Genomic DNA, 22,864 nt, shown 5'->3' on the forward strand with positions numbered 1-22,864 from the left:
TTAAAGGTTAAATTTGTCTCATTATATCGCTCTCCTTGTCTCTTGTCAAGTAGAAGCCCGATGGGTCCGCTCATTTCCCATCTGTCTCAGGAGAAAACCCTTCTGGTAGCGGTGGGATATACTGTAAAGCGATGCGATTTTCTGGCTTGCGATCGACCAAGTAGAGAACCAACAAAAAGATCCATTCCAGGGGCTTCATCAGATAGTAAATGACATCCATGGCCCATTTCTTCTTGATATGTTTGGCAAAGGGGTAGCCATAGCGGTCATAATTACGACGCAGGAAGCGATGGAAACGTGGCGTTTTTTCTTCTAGAACCTGCTCAAAGGCATTGGCAATACAGAGCTGGCGATTCACCACAACAGGATGACCATGCCGGACTCCCATCCGTTGGGGCTTGACAACTTTTTCATGGCCACCAGCCGCAACCGTACAGAGATAGTGCTCATCCATGATGAGATTCTGAGGAGGGATCTTTTCCGAGAAGGTCCAATCTGCCGTATTGGTCCAGGCCTTGACCAAGCTATCAGGACGTTGACCAAAGAGCATGAGAACCATGACCAATACCGCTAACAAGGGGAGGGCAAAGACGACTGCCAACCAAGGCCAGTGTTTGGATTGGCGGAGGATCAGGTGAAAGCGCTGGAGAATTGGATTGTCATAGGCCTTAATGGGATCAGCTCCCTCCCACTCCTTTATCCTGGTCCGCAGGAGACTAATAGAATAAACCAACAAGAAGACCGTGTGACAACCGATGACTTGTACCTGGATGTCAAACACCCCTAACAATACCAAGCCCATCAATATCCCACTAATACAAAAAATGTTCAAAAGCGGGGACAAGGAATTGGCATCCCTATAAGAATAGATGACCAGAGCTAGGAAGGAAATCAGTGCTAAGGTAAGAATCGTCGGGAGAGCCTCCGACCAAATTATGGTATGCTTCTGCTCATTGATGAGCTGATGGGTCCAATCATAACCAGTCAGATCCTTTACCAGATAGATGACGAAGGATTCCAGGATACAGCCAAAGACTCCTATCCATAGGATCACAAAGTACTTGCGATTGTTGACCCTTCGTTTAATTTTTTCTTCTTCTTTTTCTTCATAGACACCGACCAGTTCCTTTTCCAAGGTCTGGGCCTGTATCGTAGACCAGCGAGAAATAACATACAGAATCACAAAGATATTGGGAACAAAATAACTAACCCCTAGGGCATGAACAAGAATTGTAACACTGTATATTGCGACTCCAAAAATAGCATTCCAGAAACCCAAAGATTGGATATTTCCTGGTAAGCTACCAAGGATTAGAAAGACGTACAATCCAAGAAAGATCAATAAGTTGGTCATAAAGTTAATCTTTAATAGACTGGCTAAAAATTTGGTCTCCAGTTCCTGGTTCCATTTTTTGTACCAGAAAACGATTTTCTTCATCACATCTCCTCCATCATTTCCCTCATTTTATCAAGCTACAATTAATCCTTCAATTCTAAACCTGTTTTATAGGGAAAAATCATTCTAGAGACTGATACTAGCTAGGATTTTCTGTCAAAAGTATGTTAAAATATAAGCATGAGAATCCAACAATTACATTACATTATCAAAATCGTCGAAACAGGCTCTATGAATGAGGCGTCCAAGCAACTCTTCATCACCCAGCCAAGTTTGTCCAATGCTGTGCGGGACTTGGAAAAAGAAATGGGAATTGATATCTTCATCCGTAACCCCAAAGGGATCACTCTGACTAAGGATGGGATGGAGTTCCTTTCTTATGCACGACAAGTCGTGGAGCAGACCCAACTCTTAGAAGAACGCTATAAAAACCCAGTAGCCAATCGGGAGCTCTTTAGCGTATCCTCCCAGCACTATGCCTTCGTAGTCGAAGCCTTCGTCTCTCTCCTCAAGAAAAGCGATATGGAGAAATACGAGCTCTTCCTACGGGAGACCAGAACCTGGGAAATCATCGATGACGTCAAGAACTTCCGTAGTGAGATCGGTGTCCTCTTCCTCAATGGGTACAACCGGGATGTCCTTTCTAAAATGCTGGATGACAGCCACCTCAAGGCAACCCACCTCTTCACTGCCCAACCTCATATCTTCGTCAGCAAGACCAACCCTCTAGCTAACAAAGAGGTGGTGAAATTAGAAGATCTAGAAGACTTCCCTTATCTCAGCTACGACCAAGGGACCCACAACTCCTTCTACTTCTCAGAAGAAATCCTCTCCCAAGAGCATCACAAAAAGTCCATCGTCGTCAGTGACCGTGCCACCCTCTTCAATCTCTTGATTGGTCTGGACGGCTACACCATTGCGACTGGTATCCTTAACAGCAACCTCAACGGAGACAATATCGTCTCCATCCCGCTAGATATCGATGACCCAATCGAGCTGGTCTACATCCAACACGAGAAAGCTAGCCTCTCTAAGATGGGTGAGAAATTTATCGAATACTTACTTGAGGAAGTCCAATTTGATAAATAGGAACTAACTAGCTACACAAGCACAATAAAAACACCTGAAACAAGTGGATTTCCACTTCTCTCAGGTGTTCTTTTATTGTCTTAATTTCGAAAACACTTGGCCAATCTTCCCTTCGATGACCAGGTCTGCCTGCTTGTCCTGTGGGATACTGGTCCTATTGATGACGACCAGCTTCTCCCCTTGTAAATACTGGATCAGGCTGGCTGCTGGGTAGACGACGAGGGAGGTACCACCGATAATCAGCAGATCTGCCTCTCGGATGGCTTTGGCTGCTTGGCTAAAGATCTCCATATCAAGGGCTTCCTCATAGAGGGTCACATCCGGCTTGACCACCTTGCCACAGTCCAAGCAACGCGGAACAGGCCCTTCCAAAGCTAGAAAGGCTTCCAGATCATAAAAGCGCTGGCAACCCGTACAGTAATTGCGGTCGGCACTACCATGGAGTTTCAAGACTTTTTTAGACCCTGCCATTTCATGGAGACTATCAATATTTTGCGTCACGATTGCCATGAGCTTACCGGTCTCTTCTAGCCAAGCCAGATAGCGATGGGCTGCATTGGGCTTGGCATCTGGATAGAGCAGGTACTTCTTGTAAAAGTCGAAAAAGTCCTCTGGATAACGCTCAAACATGGTATGAGAGACCAGTTGCTCTGCTGTAAAATGGCGCCCTAAGGTGACGCTATAAACACCATCAGAGCTCCGAAAATCAGGGATATTGGACTCTGTTGAGACGCCTGCCCCACCGAAAAAAACAATCCGTTGACTCTGATCAATGATTTCTTGCAACTCTTTCAGTTTATCCATGTCTTCCTCCTTACAAGAGTGCCTCGATAACAGCATTGGCCTGGTCAAAGTAAAAAGGTTCTCGCCGGTAAACAATCCCCGTCTCCTGGGCTAAACTCACCAAGAGTTCCATAAAATGCTGGGAGGAGAAACCAGTCGTCCGGTGCAATTCTTCCTCATCAAAGGGTTTGATCAAGTGGGCCAGAGGATTGCGGACAGATTTCTCCAACTCCCGCAGTTGCTTGGCCGCATCCTTGATGGAATCTGTCAAGTCCAAGAGTAAGATCAACTCTGTCAAACTAGACGAATTGACTGCACTCTCGCTATGGAATTGTTGCAAGGCTGGATTTTCAGAGGCCCGGATCTTGTCAAACTTCCAATGGTCATAGCTGGACTCCTTGGAGTTGTGGATATAGTCTGCAATATCTGGGATTTGCATCTCAATCAAGCGCATAAAGATCCGATAGATAGCAGGACTCACCGCCCGAATGAAGTCGATAATCTGCTCGTTGCGAAGCTTGGCTTCTAAGTCATACAGATAGTTCGCCAACTGTTCCTCTTCTGGGTCCTCATGCCAAAAAAGCTGAAAACCAGTCACTTCTAGCAACTCGGTTCTCAACTTTTGATTCATGATTGGTTGGATATTGAGCTCTCGACGCTCGGTCATTAACTGCAATAAGGTCAAGACCAGCTCTGGCAAGCTCTTCTGCTTCTTAGCAGAACGAAGGGCCCGACTATACTGGTAGGTCTGAAGGTCGTAGAGCCACTCATCATGAAGGTTTTCTGTCATTAGTCTGCGATCAAGGTTTCAAGACCAACTTTCATCATATCAGTGAAAGTATTTTGACGTTCTTCTGCAGTCGTATCCTCATCTGGATTGACCAAGCTATCAGAAATGGTCATGATGGCAAGGGCATCCACATGGTGTTGAGCAGCAAGATAGTAAAGAGCCGCTGCTTCCATTTCCACAGCTTTCACGCCCCATTTACCAAGCTCCAAGTTCTTTTCAAAGTAGTTTGAATAGAAGACATCAGAAGACAAGACATTCCCAACGTGAGTGGTCATACCAAGGTCTTTGGCAATGTGGTAGGCCTTATCAAGCAAATCAAAGCTTGCGATTTGTGGGAAATCGTATTGAGGCCAGTCGTTACGGATGATGTTTGAGTTGGTTGCGGCAGCTTGCGCCAAGACCAATTCACGGACGTGGACATCGCCATTCAAAGAACCAGCTGTACCCACACGGATCAATTTCTTCACGCCGTAGTCCACGATCAACTCACGCGCATAGATAGAGATGGATGGCATCCCCATTCCAGTTCCCATAACAGATACACGATGACCCTTGTAAGTACCTGTGTAACCAAACATGTTCCGGACTTCGTTAAAACATACAGCATCCTCAAGGAAATTCTCAGCGATAAATTTCGCACGAAGAGGATCTCCAGGAAGAAGAATTTTATCAGCAATTTCACCTTGCTTAGCAGCAATATGGATAGACATAATTAAGATATAAAGGGTGACAGAGAACAAAGTAAAAATAGGAAACTGACGACGCATCGCAGATGCTAGACAGTTTATCTTTTTTACACAGTTCTCCGCCCGTATTCAGTTCAGCGAATACAGTTAACCCATCCTTTCTTTTTTTATTGAGTGTTTTGAAAAGCTTTCCGCTCGTGTTCAAATCAGAACACATGCTCTACCTTTCTTTTTTATTTTTTTAGAATAGGCGTTAAAGAGGCAAAGTAAAAATAGGAAATCCGACAAAGATGCTACGCATCTAGAAGGATTTATCTTTTTTACACAGCCTCTAGCCCGGGTTCAATTCAAACCCGAACTACCCTTCCTTTAATTTTTTGTTTTGAAAAGCTTTCCGCTCGTGTTCAAATCGCAACACAAACTCTAGCTTTCTGGATTCATCATAGAGGCCAGGCATCAAAAGTGAGGTTTATTCCAGCCCCAACAAGCCTGGTTCCTTATATGCTTAGTTAAATTATACCATAAGAAGATAGGTTTCATCTAGCTTGTAGGTTTAATCCTCTATATAAAAACTACTGAATCTTATCTACTGGAGACTCCTTGATTTTTTCCCCATGAGATGATCCAATCCTTTGGAGAAACCAACAGTTAGAAAAGCTGTCAGCAAGAGATATGCTAGAGCTGTTAAGCCTTGTCCTGTGAATCCAAGGACCAGGCCCGTCGCAGACAAGGGGGCTTTTAAGGTCACTGTCAAGAAGATAACCGAACCCAGGAGCAAGAACGCTGGCGCATTACCAACACCAAGTACCAAAGAGATAAGAGCTGCTCCTGCCATTCCCAGTGCAAAGGAAGGCGTCAGAGTCCCTCCATAGGCACCTGCCCAAAAGGTAAGCAGAACGACTAGAGCTTTTAGGGTAAACAGGAGTAGAATCGTCTGCCATGTGGCCCCATTGAGAATCTCCTGAGCCATCATCCGCCCATTTCCAAGCAGGTGGGGCTGAAAGCTTGCTAGACCAGCTAGGAAAACAAATGCTAATGGCAAAGTGATGAGAATTCGTTTGTCCTTGATTCGATGATTGGAGGCCTTCTTTGTCAAACGGGCAAAGAGCCCGGCGACTGGAGTCAGGAAAGCAATGAAGATAACCATCTGCCATAAGACAGTAGGTGACCAAGTTATTTCAGGCACTTGATAGAGGGCTCTGTCTGAAATGACCAAACCTGCCGTATAAGCAGCCACATAAGTGGTAATCCCAGCCAAGACAAAGCGTTTTATCGAAAATGCCAGCCCCAAGGTTTCAAAGATAAAAAAGACACTGGTAAGTGGCACTTGGTAGACCGCTGCCAAGCCTGCGCCAGCCCCGCAAGCAATCAGAAACATGCGGTCCTGAAACGATAAGTCTAGTGCTCGTCCAAGCGGAGTCGCCAACAAGGCCCCAATCTCCCGGGGTGCTCCTTCTTTTCCTACTGGTGCACCAGCTCCTACGGCAATGATTTGCCAGGTGGAATGGAGCATCTGCTGCCAGAAATGAAGAAGAGGACTTGAAGGTTCCTCCTTCATCTGGCCCTTGATAGAAAGAATGTTTCCCTTTCGCTGTAGGAGATACCAGACCAAGGCTGAGCTGGAACCAACAAGAAACAGACTGAGCCAAATCCGTGAAGGCGCCACTCCATCCGTCAAGAAGCCAGACTGGTGCTCTGAACGACCAAAAGCCAATCCTTCCACTAACTCTAAAAGGTAATGAAGAAAGATACCCGCTAAACCCGAAACAAGCCCTAGCAGACAAGCTGCTAGGACTAGTCTTCGTTTATAGGGAATTGTTTGAAGAGATCTCACAATTCTTTCCAAGTTTCTTACAATTCAGCAAGAATCGCTTTTAGCAATCCTTTAAAGTCACCTTTGACACGTTCTGTCACTTCCACTACTTCTTCGTGGTTGAGCTCTTCTTGGAAACCAGCTGCAAAGTTAGTAATGCATGAAATACCAAGAACTTTCAAACCAGAGTGAGCCGCAATGATGACTTCAGGAACAGTTGACATACCGACAGCGTCCGCTCCAAGAGTCTTATACGCACGGATTTCAGCTGGAGTTTCATAAGTTGGACCTGTCACACCGATATAGACCCCATCATCCAATTTGATACCCAATTTGTCTGCTACTTGATGAGCAGTCTCGCGGTATTCTGGAGTGTAAGCTTTGGACATATCAGGGAAACGTGGACCAAAGTCATCCAAGTTTTCACCGATCAATGGGTTTTGACCTGTCATGTTGATGTGGTCAGTGATAGCCATCAAGGTACCTGGTCCATATCCGATACCACCAGCAGCATTGGTGACAAGAACCCCTTCACAGCCCAACACTTTCATGACACGAACTGGGAAAGTCACCACTTCCAATGGGTTTCCTTCGTAGAAGTGGAAACGACCTTGAAGTGCCAATATCTTACGTCCAGCAAGATCACCATAAACCAATTTACCAGCATGTCCGACTACTGTTGATTGACCCCAGTTTGGAATGTTAGAGTAGTCTACTACGACTGCATTTTCGATTTCCTCAGCCAATTCTCCAAGACCTGATCCAAGGATCAAACCAAACTCAGGAGCTTCGATTCCTTTGCCCTTCAAAAATGCTGCTGTTTCATTGATTTTTGCTAATAATGTCATTGTGTTCCTCCTATTATTTCTTAAGTAATGTACCGATTTTGTCAAAGGTGTTGGCGTTGCGAATAGTCATCTGGCTATAGAACGGCATCTTCATCAGATGTTTGTGGTAGGCTGTTTTAGCATAGCTTGCTTCTGAGAATTTCCCCCAGAAAACCGCTAGCTTGCCAAAGTGGAGCACTTCTTCTCCCAAATCTAAAGCCAGCAGCTTCTCTTCTACGGATTCCCTATCCAAGCCCTCGGTGTAAAAGAGGACATCCTTGCGAGCCATCTCTTCTATCCACCAGTTCGGCAAGTTCGCACATTCTGCTTCATAGTCTTCTCGACTCAGCAGAGAAAAACGCTCAATAAAGGGATAATGGTTCTCAAAGAAGGTCGACAGACCCTCCACTAATTGAGTCCGCGAAAGATCCGTCGTAAAGAAGATATTGCCACTATTGATGTAGGTTTCCACTTGGCCGAGGCCTAGATCCGTCAATTGTTGACGCAGATCCCCCATGGCTACCTTATTCTTGCCGCCAACATTGATTCCTCTTACGAGTAAGGCAAATCGCGTCATCTTAGACCAATTTATCTAAGAAGCTTTCACCGATCATAGCTTTCTCCACACCGAAGTTGTCCGCCACTGTAGCTGAGATATCCGCAAAGTGTCCAACTGGGATCAAGCCACTACCTTTGAAGGATGGGCTGTAAGCCAAGAACGGGATGTACTCACGTGTATGGTCAGTACCAGCATAAGTTGGGTCGTTTCCGTGGTCAGCCGTGATCATCAAGAGATCATCTTCTTTCATGGCAGCGATAATTTCAGGTAAGCGCTCGTCAAACTCACGCAAGCAATCACGGTAACCATGTGGATCACGACGGTGTCCATAAAGGGCATCGAAGTCTACCAAGTTAGTGAACGAGAAGCCATGTTTAAAGTCTTCTGATTTCATAGCCTTGATCAAGTTGTCAATACCGTGGCTGTTTGATTTGTTGTGACCCATATCGTGGTTGATACCAGCGCCGTTGAAGATATCGCTGATCTTACCAACTGAGTAAGTATCGATACCAGCTTCGTTCAATTTGTCTAAAACAGTTGGAGCAAATGGTGAAACAGCCAAGTCACGACGGTTGGCCGTACGTGTGAAGTTTCCTGGCTCCCCTACATAAGGGCGAGCAATGATACGTCCAAGAAGAGCCGGACGTTCCAACGTAATAGAACGAGCGTATTCACAGATACGGTAGAGTTCATCCAAAGGAATGATGTCTTCGTGAGCTGCGATTTGAAGAACTGGGTCAGCTGATGTATAGATGATCAACTCGCCAGTTTCCATTTGGCGTGGTCCGAAGTCATCGATGACCGCTGTACCAGAATAAGGTTTGTTAGCTTCGCGGATGACCTTACGACCTGAGAATTCTTCAATCTTAGTAATAATTTCTTCTGGGAATCCATTCCAGAAAGTATCAAATGGTTCTGTAATATTAAGGCCCATGATTTCCCAGTGACCTGTCATGGTATCTTTTCCAAGAGAGACTTCTTCTAACTTCGTTGCGTAACCAGTTGGATTGCTCTCAGCTGGAACAGTCTTCAAGGCTTGTTCACGCGGAATATTTCCAAGACCAAGCTTTGCCATGTTTGGTACATTCAACCCAACTGCTTTTGAGATGTGTCCAAGTGTGTCAGATGCGCCATCAGGTACACCGGCATTGACAAAGTTATTAGCATCTGGAGCTGCTCCGATCCCTACTGAATCCAATACAACTAAATGCATACGATTAAATTTTGGCATTTTGAATGTCTCCTTTATAATTTAAACTGAATACAGTATAACACAAATTTTTGAAAATGTAACGCTTTCATATAAAATTTTATAAATAAGTTTCATATCCGTAGAAAAAAGGACAAAATGCCCTTTTTAAAGTGATTTGCTTATGATTTTTGGACCTTCTGGTTTCCCTACGATGACTTTAGAAACCATTCCTAAGAAGAGACCATGGTCGACAACACCGACAGTCCGGTCCAACTCTTCTGCTAAGGCTTCAGCGTCTGGGATCACTTTCAAATCCAAATTAATGATAAAGTTACCCTGATCGGTCACAAAACGCTGGCCGTCCCTTTCACGGTAAGCTGGTGAATAACCCTTCTTCTCAAAATGACGGAAAAGATTCTCTGCCCCGTATTGAACCACTTCTACCGGCAGTTTAAAGGCACCAAGCGTCTCCACTTGTTTAGACTCATCGACAATCCAGATGCAGTCTTTTGAGTTGGTCGCAACGATTTTCTCCATCAAGAGAGCACCGCCCCCACCTTTGATGCCGTTCAAAGCAGGGTCTACTTCATCCGCACCATCTACGGTCAGGTCCACCACTTCTACATCGTCAATGGCTTTGAGAGGAATTCCCAAACCTGCAGCCTGATCATAGGTCACGCTTGAGGTCGTTACAGCAGTAATCTGCAAGCCTTCCTCCTTGATGCGACGCCCCAATTCGGCCACAAAATAATAAGCAGTTGACCCTGTACCAAGACCGACAATCATGCCGTCAGTAACAAACTCAGCCGCCTTAATCCCTACCTGTTCTTTTAGGTTTACCATCATAGACCTCCATTTCTATTCATATTTAGTATAGCATATTGGCCGACAGATTTCACTACTTAACTGAAAACCTTTTCAACTCCTCCTTCTAAAAGCAATATCTTGCCCCTCTTACTAGTTTACGATAGAATAGAAGAGAATACACAGGAAAAGAGAAGATACATGATTACTAGAGAATTTGATACTATCGCTGCGATCTCGACTCCGCTCGGTGAGGGGGCTATTGGAATCGTCCGTCTAAGCGGAACGGATAGCTTTAAAATCGCAAAAAAGATCTTCAAGGGTAAAGACTTGAATAGCGTGGCTAGCCATACCCTCAACTACGGCCATATCGTGGATCCAGATAAGGATGAGATCCTCGACGAAGTCATGGTCGGAGCCATGCGCTCTCCTAAGACCTTCACTCGAGAAGATATCATCGAGATTAATACCCACGGTGGGATTGCTGTGACCAATGAAATCCTGCAATTGGTGATTCGCGAAGGCGCTCGATTAGCTGAGCCTGGGGAATTTACCAAGCGGGCCTTCCTCAATGGACGGGTCGATTTGACCCAGGCTGAAGCGGTCATGGATATTATCCGCGCCAAGACTGACAAGGCTATGAACATCGCTGTCAAACAGTTGGACGGATCCCTCTCTGATCTCATCAACAACACGCGCCAAGAGATCCTCAATACCCTTGCTCAGGTCGAAGTCAACATCGACTATCCTGAGTACGACGATGTCGAGGAAGCAACTACCGAGATCATCCGTGAGAAGACGACTGAGTTTGAAGCCCTCTTGACCAATCTCCTCAAGACAGCTCGTCGTGGCAAGATCCTCCGCGAAGGGATCTCTACTGCTATTATCGGGCGACCAAACGTCGGTAAGTCTAGCCTTCTGAACAACCTCCTGCGCGAGGAAAAAGCCATCGTAACCGATATCGAAGGGACCACCCGAGACGTCATCGAGGAATACGTCAACATCAACGGTGTTCCTCTCAAGCTGGTCGATACGGCTGGGATCCGCGAGACCGAGGACATCGTCGAACGCATCGGTGTGGAGCGCTCTCGCAAAGCCCTTAAAGAAGCCGACCTGGTCCTTCTGGTCCTCAATGCCAGTGAACCCTTGACCGATCAGGATCGCCAGTTGCTGGAAATCTCTCAAGACAGCAACCGCATCATCCTCCTCAACAAGGTCGATCTCCCGCAGCAAATCGAGTTGGACGAGATTCCTGCTGATCATATCAAAATTTCTGTCCTGAAAAACCAAAACATCAACCAGATCGAAGACCGGATCAATGCCCTCTTCTTCGAAAATGCTGGCCTGGTTGAGCAAGATGCTACCTATCTCTCCAATGCCCGCCACATTTCTCTCATTGAGAAAGCCGTTGAAAGCCTCCAAGCAGTTAACGAAGGCCTGGCCATGGGCATGCCAGTGGACCTGCTCCAAGTCGATTTGACCCGTACTTGGGAAATCCTTGGAGAGATCACAGGGGATGCTGCTCCAGACGAGCTCATCACTCAACTCTTCAGCCAGTTCTGTCTTGGTAAATAAGATTCAAAAAAATCGTATGTTGCAAACATACGATTTTTCTATTATTAATTTCCTTGGTCCAGACTTTGGACAGTGAGGTAGGCATGGTAGACCAAGAAGAGTCCTACTGCTGTCAAGAATGGAATAGCGAGAGGGAGTTCTGTCTCGATTTGACCAAATGGTGAATTGCCGACAAAGTGAAGGCCAAAACCAGATACAAAATAGAACCAACCCGTCAGCATCAACTCCTTGCGCCCTTTTGTCGATTGGACGATCAAGTAGAGACCCACCATGAAGAGGGCTGTGTAGACCCAGTGTGATACGACCCCATTCATGATCCGACCTAGGATACCAGATACTGCGTAAGAGAAACCTTCTGGCATGTCTTGACGGATATAGGCAAAATCCTCCACGATCTGGAAACCAAGACCAGATGCAATCGCTAAAAGGAAAATGGATTTGATCCGACGAACATTGAACAAGTAGAGGACAAAGAAGATTGGAATCAACTTGAAGGGTTCCTCAAAGAGGGGTCCTGCAATCGCACTCTCATACTGGTTCCAAAAGTCGCTATTGGGCGCTACTGCCTGAATCATCTCATGGAAATAGGTATTGGCAAAACTAGATAACCAACCTGCGATAAATCCCCCACCTAGAAGAGAAAAGAGAACCGGAATCCAGGATAACTTCCACTTCTTTGCGAAATGAAAGAGAGCCCAAACAGCAGGAATCGCATATACTAGGAGCAAGAGGACAGAGATACCAATAATCCCATACTGGCTGCCTGTCATCCAACCAGCTGTGATAGATTGCGTCTCATAGGCCAGACCAATCGAGAGCAAGAATAAAAATAGAAACAAAATCGATTTGCGTTTCATAAAAAACCTTTCTTTAAAACAACTAAAAAGGCTGGAAATCCAGTCTTTTTATCTATATGGATATTGTAACAATAAAAGCTTAAAAAAACAATAAATGGCTACGGGTAATAGAGATTGCTGGTGACTGCAAATTATTGAAGGCATTTTGGGACCATTCAAAACAACAGAGCTCTAGAACTAGGAAACATTAATACTACCACTCCACACATCCCACGTAAACGAATTCCCTTATGTTTTTTAATATTCTTCAAAACTATATCTTAAATAATTTATTTAATCTTTCTAACTCTGATACATTCATACACACTTCTACTCCAGTAACTACCCCCTTACTATAAATAATTCCACAAGAAAACACAATTCTATATTTACTCAAAATATTTGACAATACTACAAATGCTTCTAAAGCATAATCCTCTATGGTAATAAAACTATTCTTTTCATCTTTAAAAAACTTTATAAATCCAATATCCTCACACCTATCACGAAAATAAAACCTAAGTGATTTTAAGTAATAATCAAAAAACACATCACTCTCCATAGAAAACCCCTTCATTTTTAAAATATTCTGATATATTCATACAAAAAATAAATGTTGGAACCATCCGAAACAACACAGCTCTAAAACATAGTGCTGATTCTGACGAATCACACGAGGGTTTTGGAACCATTCGAAACAACACAGCTCTAAAACCGCTTGGTAGATAGATCAAACACTTTTTTTGTTTTGGAACCATTCGAAACAACACAGCTCTAAAACATGTCAGAAGTGTCATTCAAAAGCAACGACGTTTTGGAACCATTTGAAACAACACAGCTCTAAAACATGGATTGACTCATGCTTGGGCTATGTTTTGTTTTGGAACCATTCGAAACAACACAGCTCTAAAACCTGATAGCGCTTGTGTTCCTCAATAAAATAGTTTTGGAACCATTCGAAACAACACAGCTCTAAAACTCAATTAACGAGCCTAAACGCAGTCCTTGTGTTTTGGAACCATTCGAAACAACACAGCTCTAAAACTTTGTTGACTCACCAAAAGTCAAGTTAGTGGTTTTGGAACCATTCGAAACAACACAGCTCTAAAACTTATTGGACGAATGGACAATCCTAGAAATTGTTTTGGAACCATTCGAAACAACACAGCTCTAAAACTCAATTCGAGTACGACCGCAACAATCCTAATGTTTTGGAACCATTCGAAACAACACAGCTCTAAAACACTACTCAACCAGTAAAAAAAGAAAAAGAGGTTTTGGAACCATTCGAAACAACACAGCTCTAAAACCTCGTAGAAAAAATTTTCTCACGAAATTTCGTAATCACGCCATTCGTCCCAGCCAGACTTCAGCTCGTAAGGTTCCAATTGTTGCTTTTATTATACCATATTTTCAAGGTTCAAAAAATAGTCCAGATCCAGCACATACTGCGGAAAATCATAGACTTTTCGAGGCTCGACAAATAAAACCCTTAGTTGATTGAATTTGATATACTCTATCAGATTTTCTAACTCATCTTTTGATAGATATGCAGTTACATTGATGAAAACAAGGAGTTTCTTTTTAGAAAGATATTTAAAAACTTGGATAATTTCTAGCATCTTTTCAAAATGTGTATCACTCTGAGTTTCAACTTTGACTCCTAGAGCATCGATCAACTCTAGAATAGTGATTTCATCATACTCTAAGTCTAATTCGTTTTCAAGGCATTCCAAAGCCAATAATTCTGTAATAGAAACAATTAGTTTTTCAATCATGGATTTCACTTCTGGCTTATCATTGAGTTGATATTCGAGGTCTGCATGTATCAGCTTGAGCATGGCAGGTGAATTGAGATTATACCCCCAGACATCCGTTATCACCAATAATTCTGATTCTTTTAGAGTTTTTAAATGTGAATCAAATAGTCTTATCTCACTTTCAGCAGAGTATTGGTAGAACTGTTTAACAATATTCGAAAAGACAAACTGATCTTCTAGGATTAAAAATGTTGCATTCTGAACATCCAATGGTTCATCAAGTAGATAAAAATTAATCTTCATAGCAAGGTTCCTCTCCTAGAAAAACAATTCGGGAATCGGTATTTGCGACGCTAGTATTACAATCCCCATTCAAGTAAACCATTCTAGAAAATTGTTTTTCTGTAACCGTTAAAAGTGTGATGTTTCCTTTTTTAGGATTATTTGCCTTTAAACGTTCAATCATAGCATTATTTGCTGTGTTATTTAGCAAGAGTTTGCTATATACAGAAAACTGATACATAATAAATCCTTCATTTATAAGAAAATTTCGAAATTTTCGGTAGGCCTTGCGTTCCTCTGCTGTATCAACTGGCATATCAAACATTAAAATCATACGCATATATCGATAACTCATATCCTAAATTCAGGAACTCCTTTCTCGGGTTGATTGAGAGCTTGGATGACTTTCTTAGTATAGTCACTGACGATATTGGACAGGTACATATCTTTACCATTATAGTAAAAGGTATCTGAGAAAATAGTAAAAAGTTCTCGCTTGATTTTGACAAAAGAGCTGTTTCGATTTTCATAAACAATCCTGTCAATAATCGGACGGAAAGGCTCCATAATATCGCTCGCTAGGTTGAATTGATTAAACTGATTGGCATGTTTCAAGCCAAACTGAGTCATACAACCAGACAACACAATCTCACGCGCAAACATGCTCAAAATCAAGGTGTAGCCATAGTCCAAGGCAGCATTGACATCACTATCTTGCTCACGACTAAAATCATTTCCAAACAAGGTATTGAAATAAATCCGAGCAGCGTGTCCCTCGCGATTGCTAGGATCAAATAAATCCAACCCATGATAGAGATCGATGACGGACTGACTCTTTTCCAGAAAGCCACAACTACCTAGATAAAAAGCCTGATTGAGAGTTTTTTGTGCAATAATCGTCGTCCAAACTTGTGCCTTAGCCTCCTCGCTCCAAGTAATTTGGTGAGAGAGTTGCAGACTGGAATCGTGTCGACCGTAGTAAGGCATTAAGTATGCCGTTGGCAAGCGTTTATCATCACAAAAGATGACCAGAATATTTTCATCCACCAAACGTTTAATCAGCATGGTGGAGAGAACGATATCCGTCGTTTCTAAAAGTAGAATGTCCACCTCGGACAGGTGAATCAACTCTGTCCGAGAGGCATCTTTAAAAATCAAGTGATTGTTCTTGTAGGAGAGTTTAGAGTGAGTGTTGACAACAACGGTTCTCCATCCCATTAGTCTTCTCCTAATTTGCTTAAGTCAATCCTAGTCTCATATAGACCAGTGATGGATTGGTGGACAATAGTAGCATCAAGCATTTTTTTATCCGGCTTTGGACGCATTCTTGGTACTGTATATTTATCATTAAAGAAATTAATGATATCTTTTGGAGCACCACTCTTTACAAAACTAAACATTTTAATGAAATTATCGTAAAAATATTTGATGGTTTCCTCGCTGCTATCAATTTCTTTAATCTTTCTCTCATTATATCCTTTTATAAGATTTTTTAACGATGTAGTGTCGCCCAACATTTTTTGAGAGAAAGCTAATAACTGGTTCAAAATAATATCAAATTCTTCCTTGTGTTTGAGGATGAAATTTTGGCTTTCCTTTATCGCACTTTCAGATTTTAAATTCATCAAATTCGATTTAGTCAAAAGTCTTTTCATATGGAAAAACAATTCATTTTGAGTTTTTGTCAGTTTAAATTGTGTCGCTTTATGAAGGTTTGACTTACTTTCAAATAGCATCCTTGTTCCATCAATTTTCTGCATCAGTGAATATTTTGGAATTTTATAGAAGGCTAGAACACGATCTATATTATTCTTTTTAAGAAAACCATTTTCCGAAGTGTCATTTAAGAATTGAAATGGATTATTATTAAATTTTTTATAATCTATGATAAAAATGTCATGAAATTCTTTTACAGTTTCTATCTTACCTTTCTTTTCATTAAAGCGTTCTGCGGTTATGATAATAGATAAGGCAGAATTCATTGGTCCATAACCTCCATATAGGGAAGTATCTAAAGATAAAACTTTTGTTTTTAGTGGATAGCGATTATTGACTGCAATTTGTTTATTTAATTTTCCAACAGGATTTTGATTATAAAATGCTCCTTTTTTAATTATTGTTCGTTTGACAAAGTTGATTTGAGAGTTGTAGATGACATTTTTTATGATGGGCAAGTCCCTACTACAATCCCAAATGCCTTTACTAACTTTGGAATCTGGATTATTAAAGAATCTCATGATGTTAGAATAGAGATGTTTTCTTATCGTTGCTTTGTTTTCCTCGTGCCGATTAAAGTGAGCATGGTGGCCGTATATCAATTCGGGAGCTAATTTTGGATAGGCTTTAAGAAGAGTTTGTCCTACAACAACAGCAAGATAAGCATCATGAGCATGGTGATAATCGTTTAGTTCACGTATTTTGGCAATATGAAAGGTATTTCTAAAATTGGTAATTAGTTGAGATTTTAAAGTAATGATTTTGGTGTCAGAAAAACGATTATCTAGTATGCGAGCAACATGTTTTATAATTTGTCGTGTCTCGACTAATTGACGTTCAATAAAGCCAGCTTTCATGCTCTCTGTCAGAACACCATCAGGAGTTCGTTCACTAGTAGTTAATCTTTGATATTTCGTTTGAGAAATTAGCTTGGCATTATATAATTTCTCCCAGAATGGTTTCATATTAGCAACTGTTTCTTTGTCCGGTATATTATCCAACTTTCTTTGATTATTTTTCCTGTGCGTTAATACTTTATTATCAATCGAATCAATTGGTAAAAAGCTATAGGGGATAATATGGTCGACTTCGTATTGATCGAGCTGGTCTCTGTATAAAGGAGTAGGACTTCCTTTTTCATCTAAGGAGTACATATCCTTTCCATTTTGAAGATAATATAAATATAATTTTTCAGATTGTAGTTGTTCATCTGAATAATGAACTTTGCCATTTTCTAATATACTATTTTCAATATTTTTTAGTGCAGATTCTAATTTAGTTTTACGAGTTTTTGATTTTCTTTGTCCTTCTTCTGTAGTCATATTTTCACGAGCCATTTCAATGACAATATTTTGGGGTGGATATCCTATAATTTGAACCAATTCATCAACAATTTTAATACTATTTAAAATTCCTCGTTTGATAGCTGGGCTACCAGCCAATTTTTTAATTTCGTCAAAAACATCATCTTCAACAGTTGATTTAGATTGAATGGCTTTGATCTTAGGATCAAAAGACAAGGTACTATCAGATATGAGGTTAGTTAAATTACGATTTTCTTCATCGTTTCGAAGGAATTGCAATAGATTAAAACCCGTATCCTCATCACGAATATCTAATAATAACTTCGCAGAATAACGTCCCCAACCTGTATAGCGCAATTTTGAGAGTTGATTAATTTTCTCTTCATCTAAAAATTCAAGATGTCCAAAATATTTTGTAAGGTAGTTTTTAATAGATTTTTTATCATCAAAAACAGTAATAACCTTGATAATCTCCTCTAACTCTTTTTGATAGATTTCAGAATCTAGAAATTCTTCTGAAAAAATAGTTTTGAAATCATTATATGTTTTTAATGTGGAATTAAAAGATTTTCCTTTTTCAACTCCAGAAACAATTTCAATAGCATTTAAATCTTTGTGATTATCTGATAGGTATTTAATAAGCCTTTCAGCATTTACACGTTTACTATTAATTTTAAATAAACCGTTGATTATATTTTGTCGGTGTTCTGAATCAAAAAAGTGAGTCTTCCCATTTTTATCTTTATATTTAACCCGAGTTAATTCATTTTGGAGCATGACTTCTTCATATATCAAACTACGTTTTGGCAAAACTTTTTCATTTAAGAGAATAATATCATTTCCTATTAAATTGGTGATGAAGGCATCTCTGGTTTCATCCATATTTATCAATTTATGATAGTTCCACGGACGTATTTTGCCATTTCTAGTATCTTCATCATTATCATCTAAAATATCTTGGCTAGTCGTTCGTTTAATCCAAGCAAATCTACTATTGTCTTCTTTTGCCAGAGGACCTACATAATAAGGGATTCTAAATGTCAAGATAGATAGTAATTTATCCTTGTTTTCTAGTAGAAAAGGATAATCTCTTCCTTGTCTTTCAATAATCTTTTCTAGCTCATAAGCATGAATTTGATTAGGAATAGCTCCATTATCAGTTGTACGGAGTTTTCTTAAAAATGTTTCATCTGATATTTTATTAAGAAAATATTCTGCCCCTTCAATACCAGCTATTTTCCCACTAATATAATCATAGAAATTTTGTTGTATTGTTTTTTGTTTCTGTGGATTAGTTAATACCATCTTATTAGATATATATCCAACATATCCTTTTGTTTCTTTATCTACATCAAATCCACTTTGTGTTTTTCTGCCAAAAATATCTAAGTAATCTTGTTCAGATAGATTTTGTTTAACAAAAGATTTGAAACGTTGCAAATCTTTACGGTGTTCCTCGTATCTTTCAATCATAGTAGCAGAAAAACGGGCATGAGTTGCTCCAGTATACGTTAGCATATCAGATAAAAGGATAGTATCACGTAAAATTTTTAGTTTAGCAAATACATCTGAAAAGTCTTCTTCTAATGTACCAAGAAGATTTTCTAGATTTTCATCATAGTTTTCTTTGGAGAAATTAAGGTCCGGTTCTTCCTCTAATTCAAAACAATCCTTGAATTTCGTTTTTAAACCAAATAATAGCTGTAATAGATGTTTAAAAAGACTTTTATCCTTTTTTTCAAGCTCTTTTGGAAAATAGGATAGTATACCTTTAACTTTATCTTGTCTATTATCACTTGACTTAAATATATTTGCTATGGTTTTAGATTCATCAGAGATTTCCAAACCGAAAACTTCTTGGCAAGATTCAATGAAGTCAATCCAAGAGTTTTGCATATATATATTGTTAGGGTCAATGTCGCCTAATGTTAAAAAGTGGCCTCGGTACTTTAAAATGTGCGATAATGCCATGTAAATTTCACGAATATCAGCTACTGGAGAATTTTTATCTGCATCAGCTAAGTGCTTTCGTAAATGGTAAATCGTAGGGTACTTCTTGTGATAGGCTGTTTCCAATTCTTTATTACCAAAAAATGGTTGTTTTATCTGTATGTCTTCACTTTTATCACCCAGCACTCTAAAACTTTCATCCAATCTACGATAAAAATTTCTATCAACTTTTTCAATCTCCTTTCGAAAAATATCTCGTAAATAGGCAATTCTATGATTTCTTCTATCAATTCTACGGCGATTAACACGAAATACTCGGGTTCCTTGAGCTGATTCTGCAGGTATAAATGTGGTAGATCCGATTAAATTTTTCTTTATTTTTTCTTTTTCTGTGTTACCTAAAACTTTAAATTTAAATGCAGGTACTCGATAATCTTCAGTTACGACGGCATAACCAACGGATGATACACCTATATCTAAGCCGATTGAATAATTCTTATTAAATTTTGCCATGAAACTACTCCTTATCTTGATTTTTGATTTTATTTTTTGTATAATGTATATGTTGGAACTATTCGAAACAACACAGCCAAAAGATTTTTCTTTTGAGTTAAAATATGGTTATCCATAATCACTAATGCGCACCGATTCGGTGCTTTTTTTTGTGCTTTAATTCATATAATCCTAACTAGTCATTATATTAATACAATTTTACCCCTTCCCTCCTAAAAAATCAATTCATTATATGGAGATATTCAATTTTTTTGACTTTAAATTTTAACACAAAAAGGAACTCGCATACACGAGTTCCCTTTCTTCATGTCCCCTGCCGGAATCGAACCAGCAACTACTCCTTAGGAGGGAGTTGTTATATCCATTGAACTAAGGGGACCTATAAAAAAAGAAGCGAGATTACTCCCGCCTCCTTGTTCGTCTTAACGACGGATTTCTTTAATACGAGCTGCTTTACCTTGCAATGCACGAAGGTAGTACAATTTCGCACGACGTACTTTACCGTAACGTACTACTTCAATCTTTTCTACACGTGGAGTGTGTACTGGGAATGTACGTTCAACACCGACACCGTTAGAGATTTTACGAACAGTGTACATTTCAGTGTGTCCTTGACCTTTACGAGCGATAACAACACCTTCAAAGATCTGGATACGTTCACGAGTTCCTTCGACAACTTTCGCGTGTACACGAACAGTGTCACCAGGACGGAATGCAGGGATATCAGTACGAAGTTGACCTTCAGTCAAGCTTTGAATTAATGGATTCATTTTATTCTCCTATCTTCGTCAATCTTGAGGGCTACTCCCCCAGCGGATAAACTGTATTTTTGTGCTTCCATTACGCACAAAGTTTATAATACCAAAAGAATGTCCTTTTGTAAAGGATTATTGCAACTTTTTCGCAACTTTTTGTCCACCATAGATAGACAGGGCTGGAAAGAGACGAGTTGCGACCAGACAAACCAAGAGAAAGGCTGGCCAATGTTGGAAACCAAAGACCTCACACCCAATCAAGATAGGTCCAATCGTCGTCGAGGTTGCTCCGGCAAAGACTGCTGCATAGCCTAAGGCGGCTACCAGATAAACCGGAAGTCCAAAGAAAGGAGCTAGCCAGACACCCAGACTGGCCCCGATAGAAAAGAGCGGGGTCACTTCTCCTCCCTTATAGCCTGCCGCAATGGTCGTCACCGTGAAGAGGAGCTTGAGGATCCAGTCTGCCCCAGTGATCAAGCTCTTCCCATCAGCTCCTTCAAAACTTTGGGAAATCAGATTGGTCCCCAGTCCCGTGTAGCGACCTGCTCCAATCAGATACAAGAGAATACTCAGACCGAGGCCAACCACTCCAATCCGCACATAGGGATTGGCAAAGGTCCTGGTAAAGCTTTGTTTAAAGGTGCCTAGGAGATAGGCAAAGAGCTTGCCTGTCAGACCAAAGATGACTCCCAAAAGAAGTAACTGCAAGAAGACTTGTGGGGATAGGGAGAGCTTGGCAGAAATGATCTGGGTAAACTTTTCTAGTCCCAAGGTGTGAGAGGTCCAACTAGCAACAAAGGCTGCAATGGCCGCAGGATAAAGAGCCCGCCACTCTAGTCTCCCAACCACTAGGACCTCCATAGCAAAGAAGATGGCAGCTAGAGGCGTCTGAAAGAGTCCCCCGAAGCCGGCAGCCATCCCAGTGACCAAATAAATCCGTGAAGCGTGAGGGCCAAGCCAGTCTCTTCGAAGAGCATGGGCCACTGTTCCCCCAAGCTGGACCGCTACTCCTTCTCGACCAGCAGATCCACCAAAGAGATGGGTCAACCAAGTAGAAAGGATGGTCAAGGGAATCAAGCGCTTGGGAATGGCTTTCTCCCTTCCCTCTCCTACTTCAAAGAGGAGCTCCATCCCTTTTTGACTCTTACCTCCATAGGTGCGATTGAGATAGGTGATCAAGATACCGGCTAGAGGCAGAAAGGGTAAGAGATAGAGAAGGTAATCCGTACGAACTTCTCCAATCCCAATCAAGACACGCCCGAAGAGAGTATCAATCACCCCGACGATCCCCCCGATCATAATGGCATCTAGGGTATATACTAAGGTTCTTTTACTTATCGTCATCTCAAGCACCTTCGTCCCCATCTAATTGATCGGCCTGGTAGCCTCTGGAGCGCTTCATTAAGTCTCGATAAGTCGCAAGGATGGTCTCTTCATAGCGCTTTTCCTGCACCAAGCCAGCGACATTGGCTAAGACCTCATCTTCTCTGCCCCGATCCAAGATAGGATTTTGATGAGTTTCTTTGTACCGAATGATATCTTCTACACAGTGCATCCGGCGTTCCAATAAATGGACCAATTCTTTATCGATGCTATCAATCTCTTGGCGAATTTTCTCTAACTCCATACTGGTCTCCTCACTTTTTGCTCCCATTTTATCAAAAATCGTGCTATCTTACTAGCCCTATCCAGCTATTGAACATTTTCAACCACAAAAAAAGTGCCTGCCACATGCAAACACCTTTCTTAGCTATGGTTTATCCTACTTTTGCTACAAGTTCTTCTGCAAAAGCTTCTAATTTTTCAATATCTTCGTCTTCAGCTGACAAGTCTACCTTGACGCACTCAGAACCTTTAACCGCACCAGTTGCTGCAAAGACACGATCAAAGTCATCGACTGCTTTACAAAACTCATCGTAGAAGGTATCACCTGAACCAACAACACCGTAAATCTTACCATTCAAATCAAGACCAGCTAAGTCTTCATAAAAGTCTACGATTTCGTCAGGAAGCTCACCATCACCGTAAGTATAGGTTGCTACGACTGCAATGTCAGCTTCAAGAAAGTCCTCTGCGTCTACTGTTGTACATTCGTCGACTTCTACTTCGACACCAAGATCACGAAACTTATCGGCTACGATATCAGCAATCTCTTCTGTATTTCCTGTCATACTTGCAAAAACAATCTTTGCTAATGTCATAATTCCCTCCAAATAATAATCTTATGACATTAT

At 41.2% G+C, this 22,864-nt stretch carries 21 protein-coding genes, 1 tRNA gene and 1 CRISPR repeat array; of the genes, 2 read left to right on the forward strand and 20 right to left on the reverse strand.

The features are described from left to right. Window positions 1-70: 70 nt before the first annotated feature. A complete protein-coding gene (locus AC3E6G_RS04455; RefSeq protein ID WP_195610988.1) occupies window positions 71-1,438 on the reverse strand; it encodes a DUF6688 domain-containing protein in 1,368 nt (455 codons plus the stop codon). A gap of 138 nt (window positions 1,439-1,576) precedes the next feature. On the opposite strand from AC3E6G_RS04455, the gene AC3E6G_RS04460 reads away from it, so the two are divergent. Further along, complete coding sequence (locus tag AC3E6G_RS04460; protein ID WP_048689847.1) at window positions 1,577-2,485, forward strand: LysR family transcriptional regulator; 909 nt, start codon at window positions 1,577-1,579, stop codon at window positions 2,483-2,485. Between the two features lie 72 nt (window positions 2,486-2,557). Here the strand turns inward: AC3E6G_RS04460 and AC3E6G_RS04465 are convergent, their stop codons facing one another. The 8 genes from AC3E6G_RS04465 to rpiA form a co-directional block, all read right to left on the reverse strand. Then, window positions 2,558-3,289, reverse strand: a complete 732-nt coding sequence (locus AC3E6G_RS04465) for an NAD-dependent protein deacylase (RefSeq protein ID WP_140813954.1) — start codon at window positions 3,287-3,289, stop codon at window positions 2,558-2,560. Between the two features lie 10 nt (window positions 3,290-3,299). Next, window positions 3,300-4,058 (reverse strand): hypothetical protein, encoded by a 759-nt coding sequence (locus tag AC3E6G_RS04470; protein WP_490700540.1) that lies wholly within the window; start codon window positions 4,056-4,058, stop codon window positions 3,300-3,302. Continuing rightward, on the reverse strand, window positions 4,058-4,768 hold the full coding sequence (gene deoD, locus AC3E6G_RS04475) for a purine-nucleoside phosphorylase (protein WP_048716249.1): 711 nt from the start codon (window positions 4,766-4,768) through the stop codon (window positions 4,058-4,060). The genes AC3E6G_RS04470 and deoD overlap by 1 nt, the downstream gene beginning before the upstream one ends. Window positions 4,769-5,330: 562 nt before the next feature. After that, window positions 5,331-6,578 (reverse strand): chloride channel protein, encoded by a 1,248-nt coding sequence (locus tag AC3E6G_RS04480; RefSeq protein ID WP_414297866.1) that lies wholly within the window; start codon window positions 6,576-6,578, stop codon window positions 5,331-5,333. 17 nt (window positions 6,579-6,595) lie between these two features. Beyond that, the gene (locus AC3E6G_RS04485) at window positions 6,596-7,405 is read right to left on the reverse strand and encodes a purine-nucleoside phosphorylase (protein WP_490700541.1); all 810 of its coding nucleotides are present in this window, start codon (window positions 7,403-7,405) and stop codon (window positions 6,596-6,598) included. 13 nt (window positions 7,406-7,418) lie between these two features. Continuing rightward, on the reverse strand, window positions 7,419-7,961 hold the full coding sequence (locus tag AC3E6G_RS04490; RefSeq protein WP_490700542.1) for a DUF1697 domain-containing protein: 543 nt from the start codon (window positions 7,959-7,961) through the stop codon (window positions 7,419-7,421). A 1-nt stretch (window position 7,962) separates the two neighbouring features. After that, entirely contained in the window at window positions 7,963-9,174 is a 1,212-nt protein-coding gene (locus AC3E6G_RS04495) for a phosphopentomutase (RefSeq protein WP_366961631.1), read from the reverse strand. Window positions 9,175-9,300: 126 nt separating this feature from the next. After that, window positions 9,301-9,978 (reverse strand): ribose-5-phosphate isomerase RpiA, encoded by a 678-nt coding sequence (gene rpiA / locus AC3E6G_RS04500; RefSeq protein WP_490700686.1) that lies wholly within the window; start codon window positions 9,976-9,978, stop codon window positions 9,301-9,303. Window positions 9,979-10,140: 162 nt separating this feature from the next. Between rpiA and mnmE the strand changes: the two genes are divergently transcribed. After that, on the forward strand, window positions 10,141-11,514 hold the full coding sequence (mnmE, locus tag AC3E6G_RS04505; protein ID WP_366961629.1) for a tRNA uridine-5-carboxymethylaminomethyl(34) synthesis GTPase MnmE: 1,374 nt from the start codon (window positions 10,141-10,143) through the stop codon (window positions 11,512-11,514). 44 nt (window positions 11,515-11,558) lie between these two features. On the opposite strand, the gene AC3E6G_RS04510 is transcribed toward mnmE, so the two are convergent. From AC3E6G_RS04510 to AC3E6G_RS04560, 11 genes are all read right to left on the reverse strand, one after another. Continuing rightward, window positions 11,559-12,371, reverse strand: a complete 813-nt coding sequence (locus AC3E6G_RS04510; protein ID WP_490700543.1) for a PrsW family glutamic-type intramembrane protease — start codon at window positions 12,369-12,371, stop codon at window positions 11,559-11,561. 253 nt (window positions 12,372-12,624) lie between these two features. Next, the gene (locus tag AC3E6G_RS04515; RefSeq protein ID WP_239681768.1) at window positions 12,625-12,912 is read right to left on the reverse strand and encodes a hypothetical protein; all 288 of its coding nucleotides are present in this window, start codon (window positions 12,910-12,912) and stop codon (window positions 12,625-12,627) included. A gap of 51 nt (window positions 12,913-12,963) precedes the next feature. After that, a CRISPR array of direct repeats spans window positions 12,964-13,660; the repeat unit is 36 nt; unit sequence GTTTTGGAACCATTCGAAACAACACAGCTCTAAAAC. 90 nt (window positions 13,661-13,750) lie between these two features. After that, window positions 13,751-14,413 carry a type II-A CRISPR-associated protein Csn2 gene (gene csn2, locus AC3E6G_RS04520; RefSeq protein ID WP_490700544.1) on the reverse strand — a complete coding sequence of 221 codons (663 nt, stop codon included), beginning with the start codon at window positions 14,411-14,413 and terminating at the stop codon, window positions 13,751-13,753. Then, entirely contained in the window at window positions 14,403-14,747 is a 345-nt protein-coding gene (cas2, locus tag AC3E6G_RS04525; protein ID WP_272078613.1) for a CRISPR-associated endonuclease Cas2, read from the reverse strand. Before cas2 ends, csn2 begins: the two co-directional genes overlap by 11 nt. Next, window positions 14,744-15,610, reverse strand: a complete 867-nt coding sequence (gene cas1, locus AC3E6G_RS04530; RefSeq protein ID WP_490700545.1) for a type II CRISPR-associated endonuclease Cas1 — start codon at window positions 15,608-15,610, stop codon at window positions 14,744-14,746. Before cas1 ends, cas2 begins: the two co-directional genes overlap by 4 nt. Further along, a complete protein-coding gene (gene cas9, locus AC3E6G_RS04535; protein ID WP_490700546.1) occupies window positions 15,610-19,875 on the reverse strand; it encodes a type II CRISPR RNA-guided endonuclease Cas9 in 4,266 nt (1,421 codons plus the stop codon). Before cas9 ends, cas1 begins: the two co-directional genes overlap by 1 nt. Before the next feature lie 307 nt (window positions 19,876-20,182). Beyond that, window positions 20,183-20,254: transfer RNA gene (locus AC3E6G_RS04540), tRNA-Arg, on the reverse strand. 43 nt (window positions 20,255-20,297) lie between these two features. Beyond that, window positions 20,298-20,645, reverse strand: coding sequence for a 50S ribosomal protein L19 (gene rplS, locus AC3E6G_RS04545; RefSeq protein ID WP_003016418.1), 348 nt, complete (start codon window positions 20,643-20,645; stop codon window positions 20,298-20,300). 117 nt (window positions 20,646-20,762) lie between these two features. Beyond that, window positions 20,763-21,974, reverse strand: coding sequence for a chloride channel protein (locus tag AC3E6G_RS04550; RefSeq protein WP_117744186.1), 1,212 nt, complete (start codon window positions 21,972-21,974; stop codon window positions 20,763-20,765). 1 nt (window position 21,975) lies between these two features. Next, the gene (locus tag AC3E6G_RS04555) at window positions 21,976-22,257 is read right to left on the reverse strand and encodes a chorismate mutase (protein ID WP_117744185.1); all 282 of its coding nucleotides are present in this window, start codon (window positions 22,255-22,257) and stop codon (window positions 21,976-21,978) included. Window positions 22,258-22,387: 130 nt separating this feature from the next. Then, entirely contained in the window at window positions 22,388-22,831 is a 444-nt protein-coding gene (locus AC3E6G_RS04560) for a flavodoxin (RefSeq protein ID WP_117744184.1), read from the reverse strand. Window positions 22,832-22,864 lie beyond the last annotated feature (33 nt).

The organism is Streptococcus sp. SCPM-O-B-23252 (M501) (genome assembly GCF_058200355.1).

Bases quoted from the DNA above. Each gene is read 5' to 3' on its own strand.
- AC3E6G_RS04485 (WP_490700541.1), bottom strand. From the start codon at position 7,405: ATGACATTATTAGCAAAAATCAATGAAACAGCAGCATTTTTGAAGGGC.
- mnmE (WP_366961629.1), top strand. From the start codon at position 10,141: ATGATTACTAGAGAATTTGATACTATCGCTGCGATCTCGACTCCGCTC.
- AC3E6G_RS04495 (WP_366961631.1), bottom strand. From the start codon at position 9,174: ATGCCAAAATTTAATCGTATGCATTTAGTTGTATTGGATTCAGTAGGG.
- csn2 (WP_490700544.1), bottom strand. From the start codon at position 14,413: ATGAAGATTAATTTTTATCTACTTGATGAACCATTGGATGTTCAGAAT.
- AC3E6G_RS04510 (WP_490700543.1), bottom strand. From the start codon at position 12,371: ATGAAACGCAAATCGATTTTGTTTCTATTTTTATTCTTGCTCTCGATT.
- AC3E6G_RS04560 (WP_117744184.1), bottom strand. From the start codon at position 22,831: ATGACATTAGCAAAGATTGTTTTTGCAAGTATGACAGGAAATACAGAA.
- AC3E6G_RS04515 (WP_239681768.1), bottom strand. From the start codon at position 12,912: ATGGAGAGTGATGTGTTTTTTGATTATTACTTAAAATCACTTAGGTTT.
- AC3E6G_RS04455 (WP_195610988.1), bottom strand. From the start codon at position 1,438: ATGAAGAAAATCGTTTTCTGGTACAAAAAATGGAACCAGGAACTGGAG.
- AC3E6G_RS04490 (WP_490700542.1), bottom strand. From the start codon at position 7,961: ATGACGCGATTTGCCTTACTCGTAAGAGGAATCAATGTTGGCGGCAAG.
- AC3E6G_RS04465 (WP_140813954.1), bottom strand. From the start codon at position 3,289: ATGGATAAACTGAAAGAGTTGCAAGAAATCATTGATCAGAGTCAACGG.
- deoD (WP_048716249.1), bottom strand. From the start codon at position 4,768: ATGTCTATCCATATTGCTGCTAAGCAAGGTGAAATTGCTGATAAAATT.
- AC3E6G_RS04550 (WP_117744186.1), bottom strand. From the start codon at position 21,974: ATGACGATAAGTAAAAGAACCTTAGTATATACCCTAGATGCCATTATG.
- AC3E6G_RS04460 (WP_048689847.1), top strand. From the start codon at position 1,577: ATGAGAATCCAACAATTACATTACATTATCAAAATCGTCGAAACAGGC.
- cas1 (WP_490700545.1), bottom strand. From the start codon at position 15,610: ATGGGATGGAGAACCGTTGTTGTCAACACTCACTCTAAACTCTCCTAC.
- rpiA (WP_490700686.1), bottom strand. From the start codon at position 9,978: ATGGTAAACCTAAAAGAACAGGTAGGGATTAAGGCGGCTGAGTTTGTT.
- AC3E6G_RS04470 (WP_490700540.1), bottom strand. From the start codon at position 4,058: ATGACAGAAAACCTTCATGATGAGTGGCTCTACGACCTTCAGACCTAC.
- AC3E6G_RS04555 (WP_117744185.1), bottom strand. From the start codon at position 22,257: ATGGAGTTAGAGAAAATTCGCCAAGAGATTGATAGCATCGATAAAGAA.
- cas9 (WP_490700546.1), bottom strand. From the start codon at position 19,875: ATGGCAAAATTTAATAAGAATTATTCAATCGGCTTAGATATAGGTGTA.
- cas2 (WP_272078613.1), bottom strand. From the start codon at position 14,747: ATGAGTTATCGATATATGCGTATGATTTTAATGTTTGATATGCCAGTT.
- rplS (WP_003016418.1), bottom strand. From the start codon at position 20,645: ATGAATCCATTAATTCAAAGCTTGACTGAAGGTCAACTTCGTACTGAT.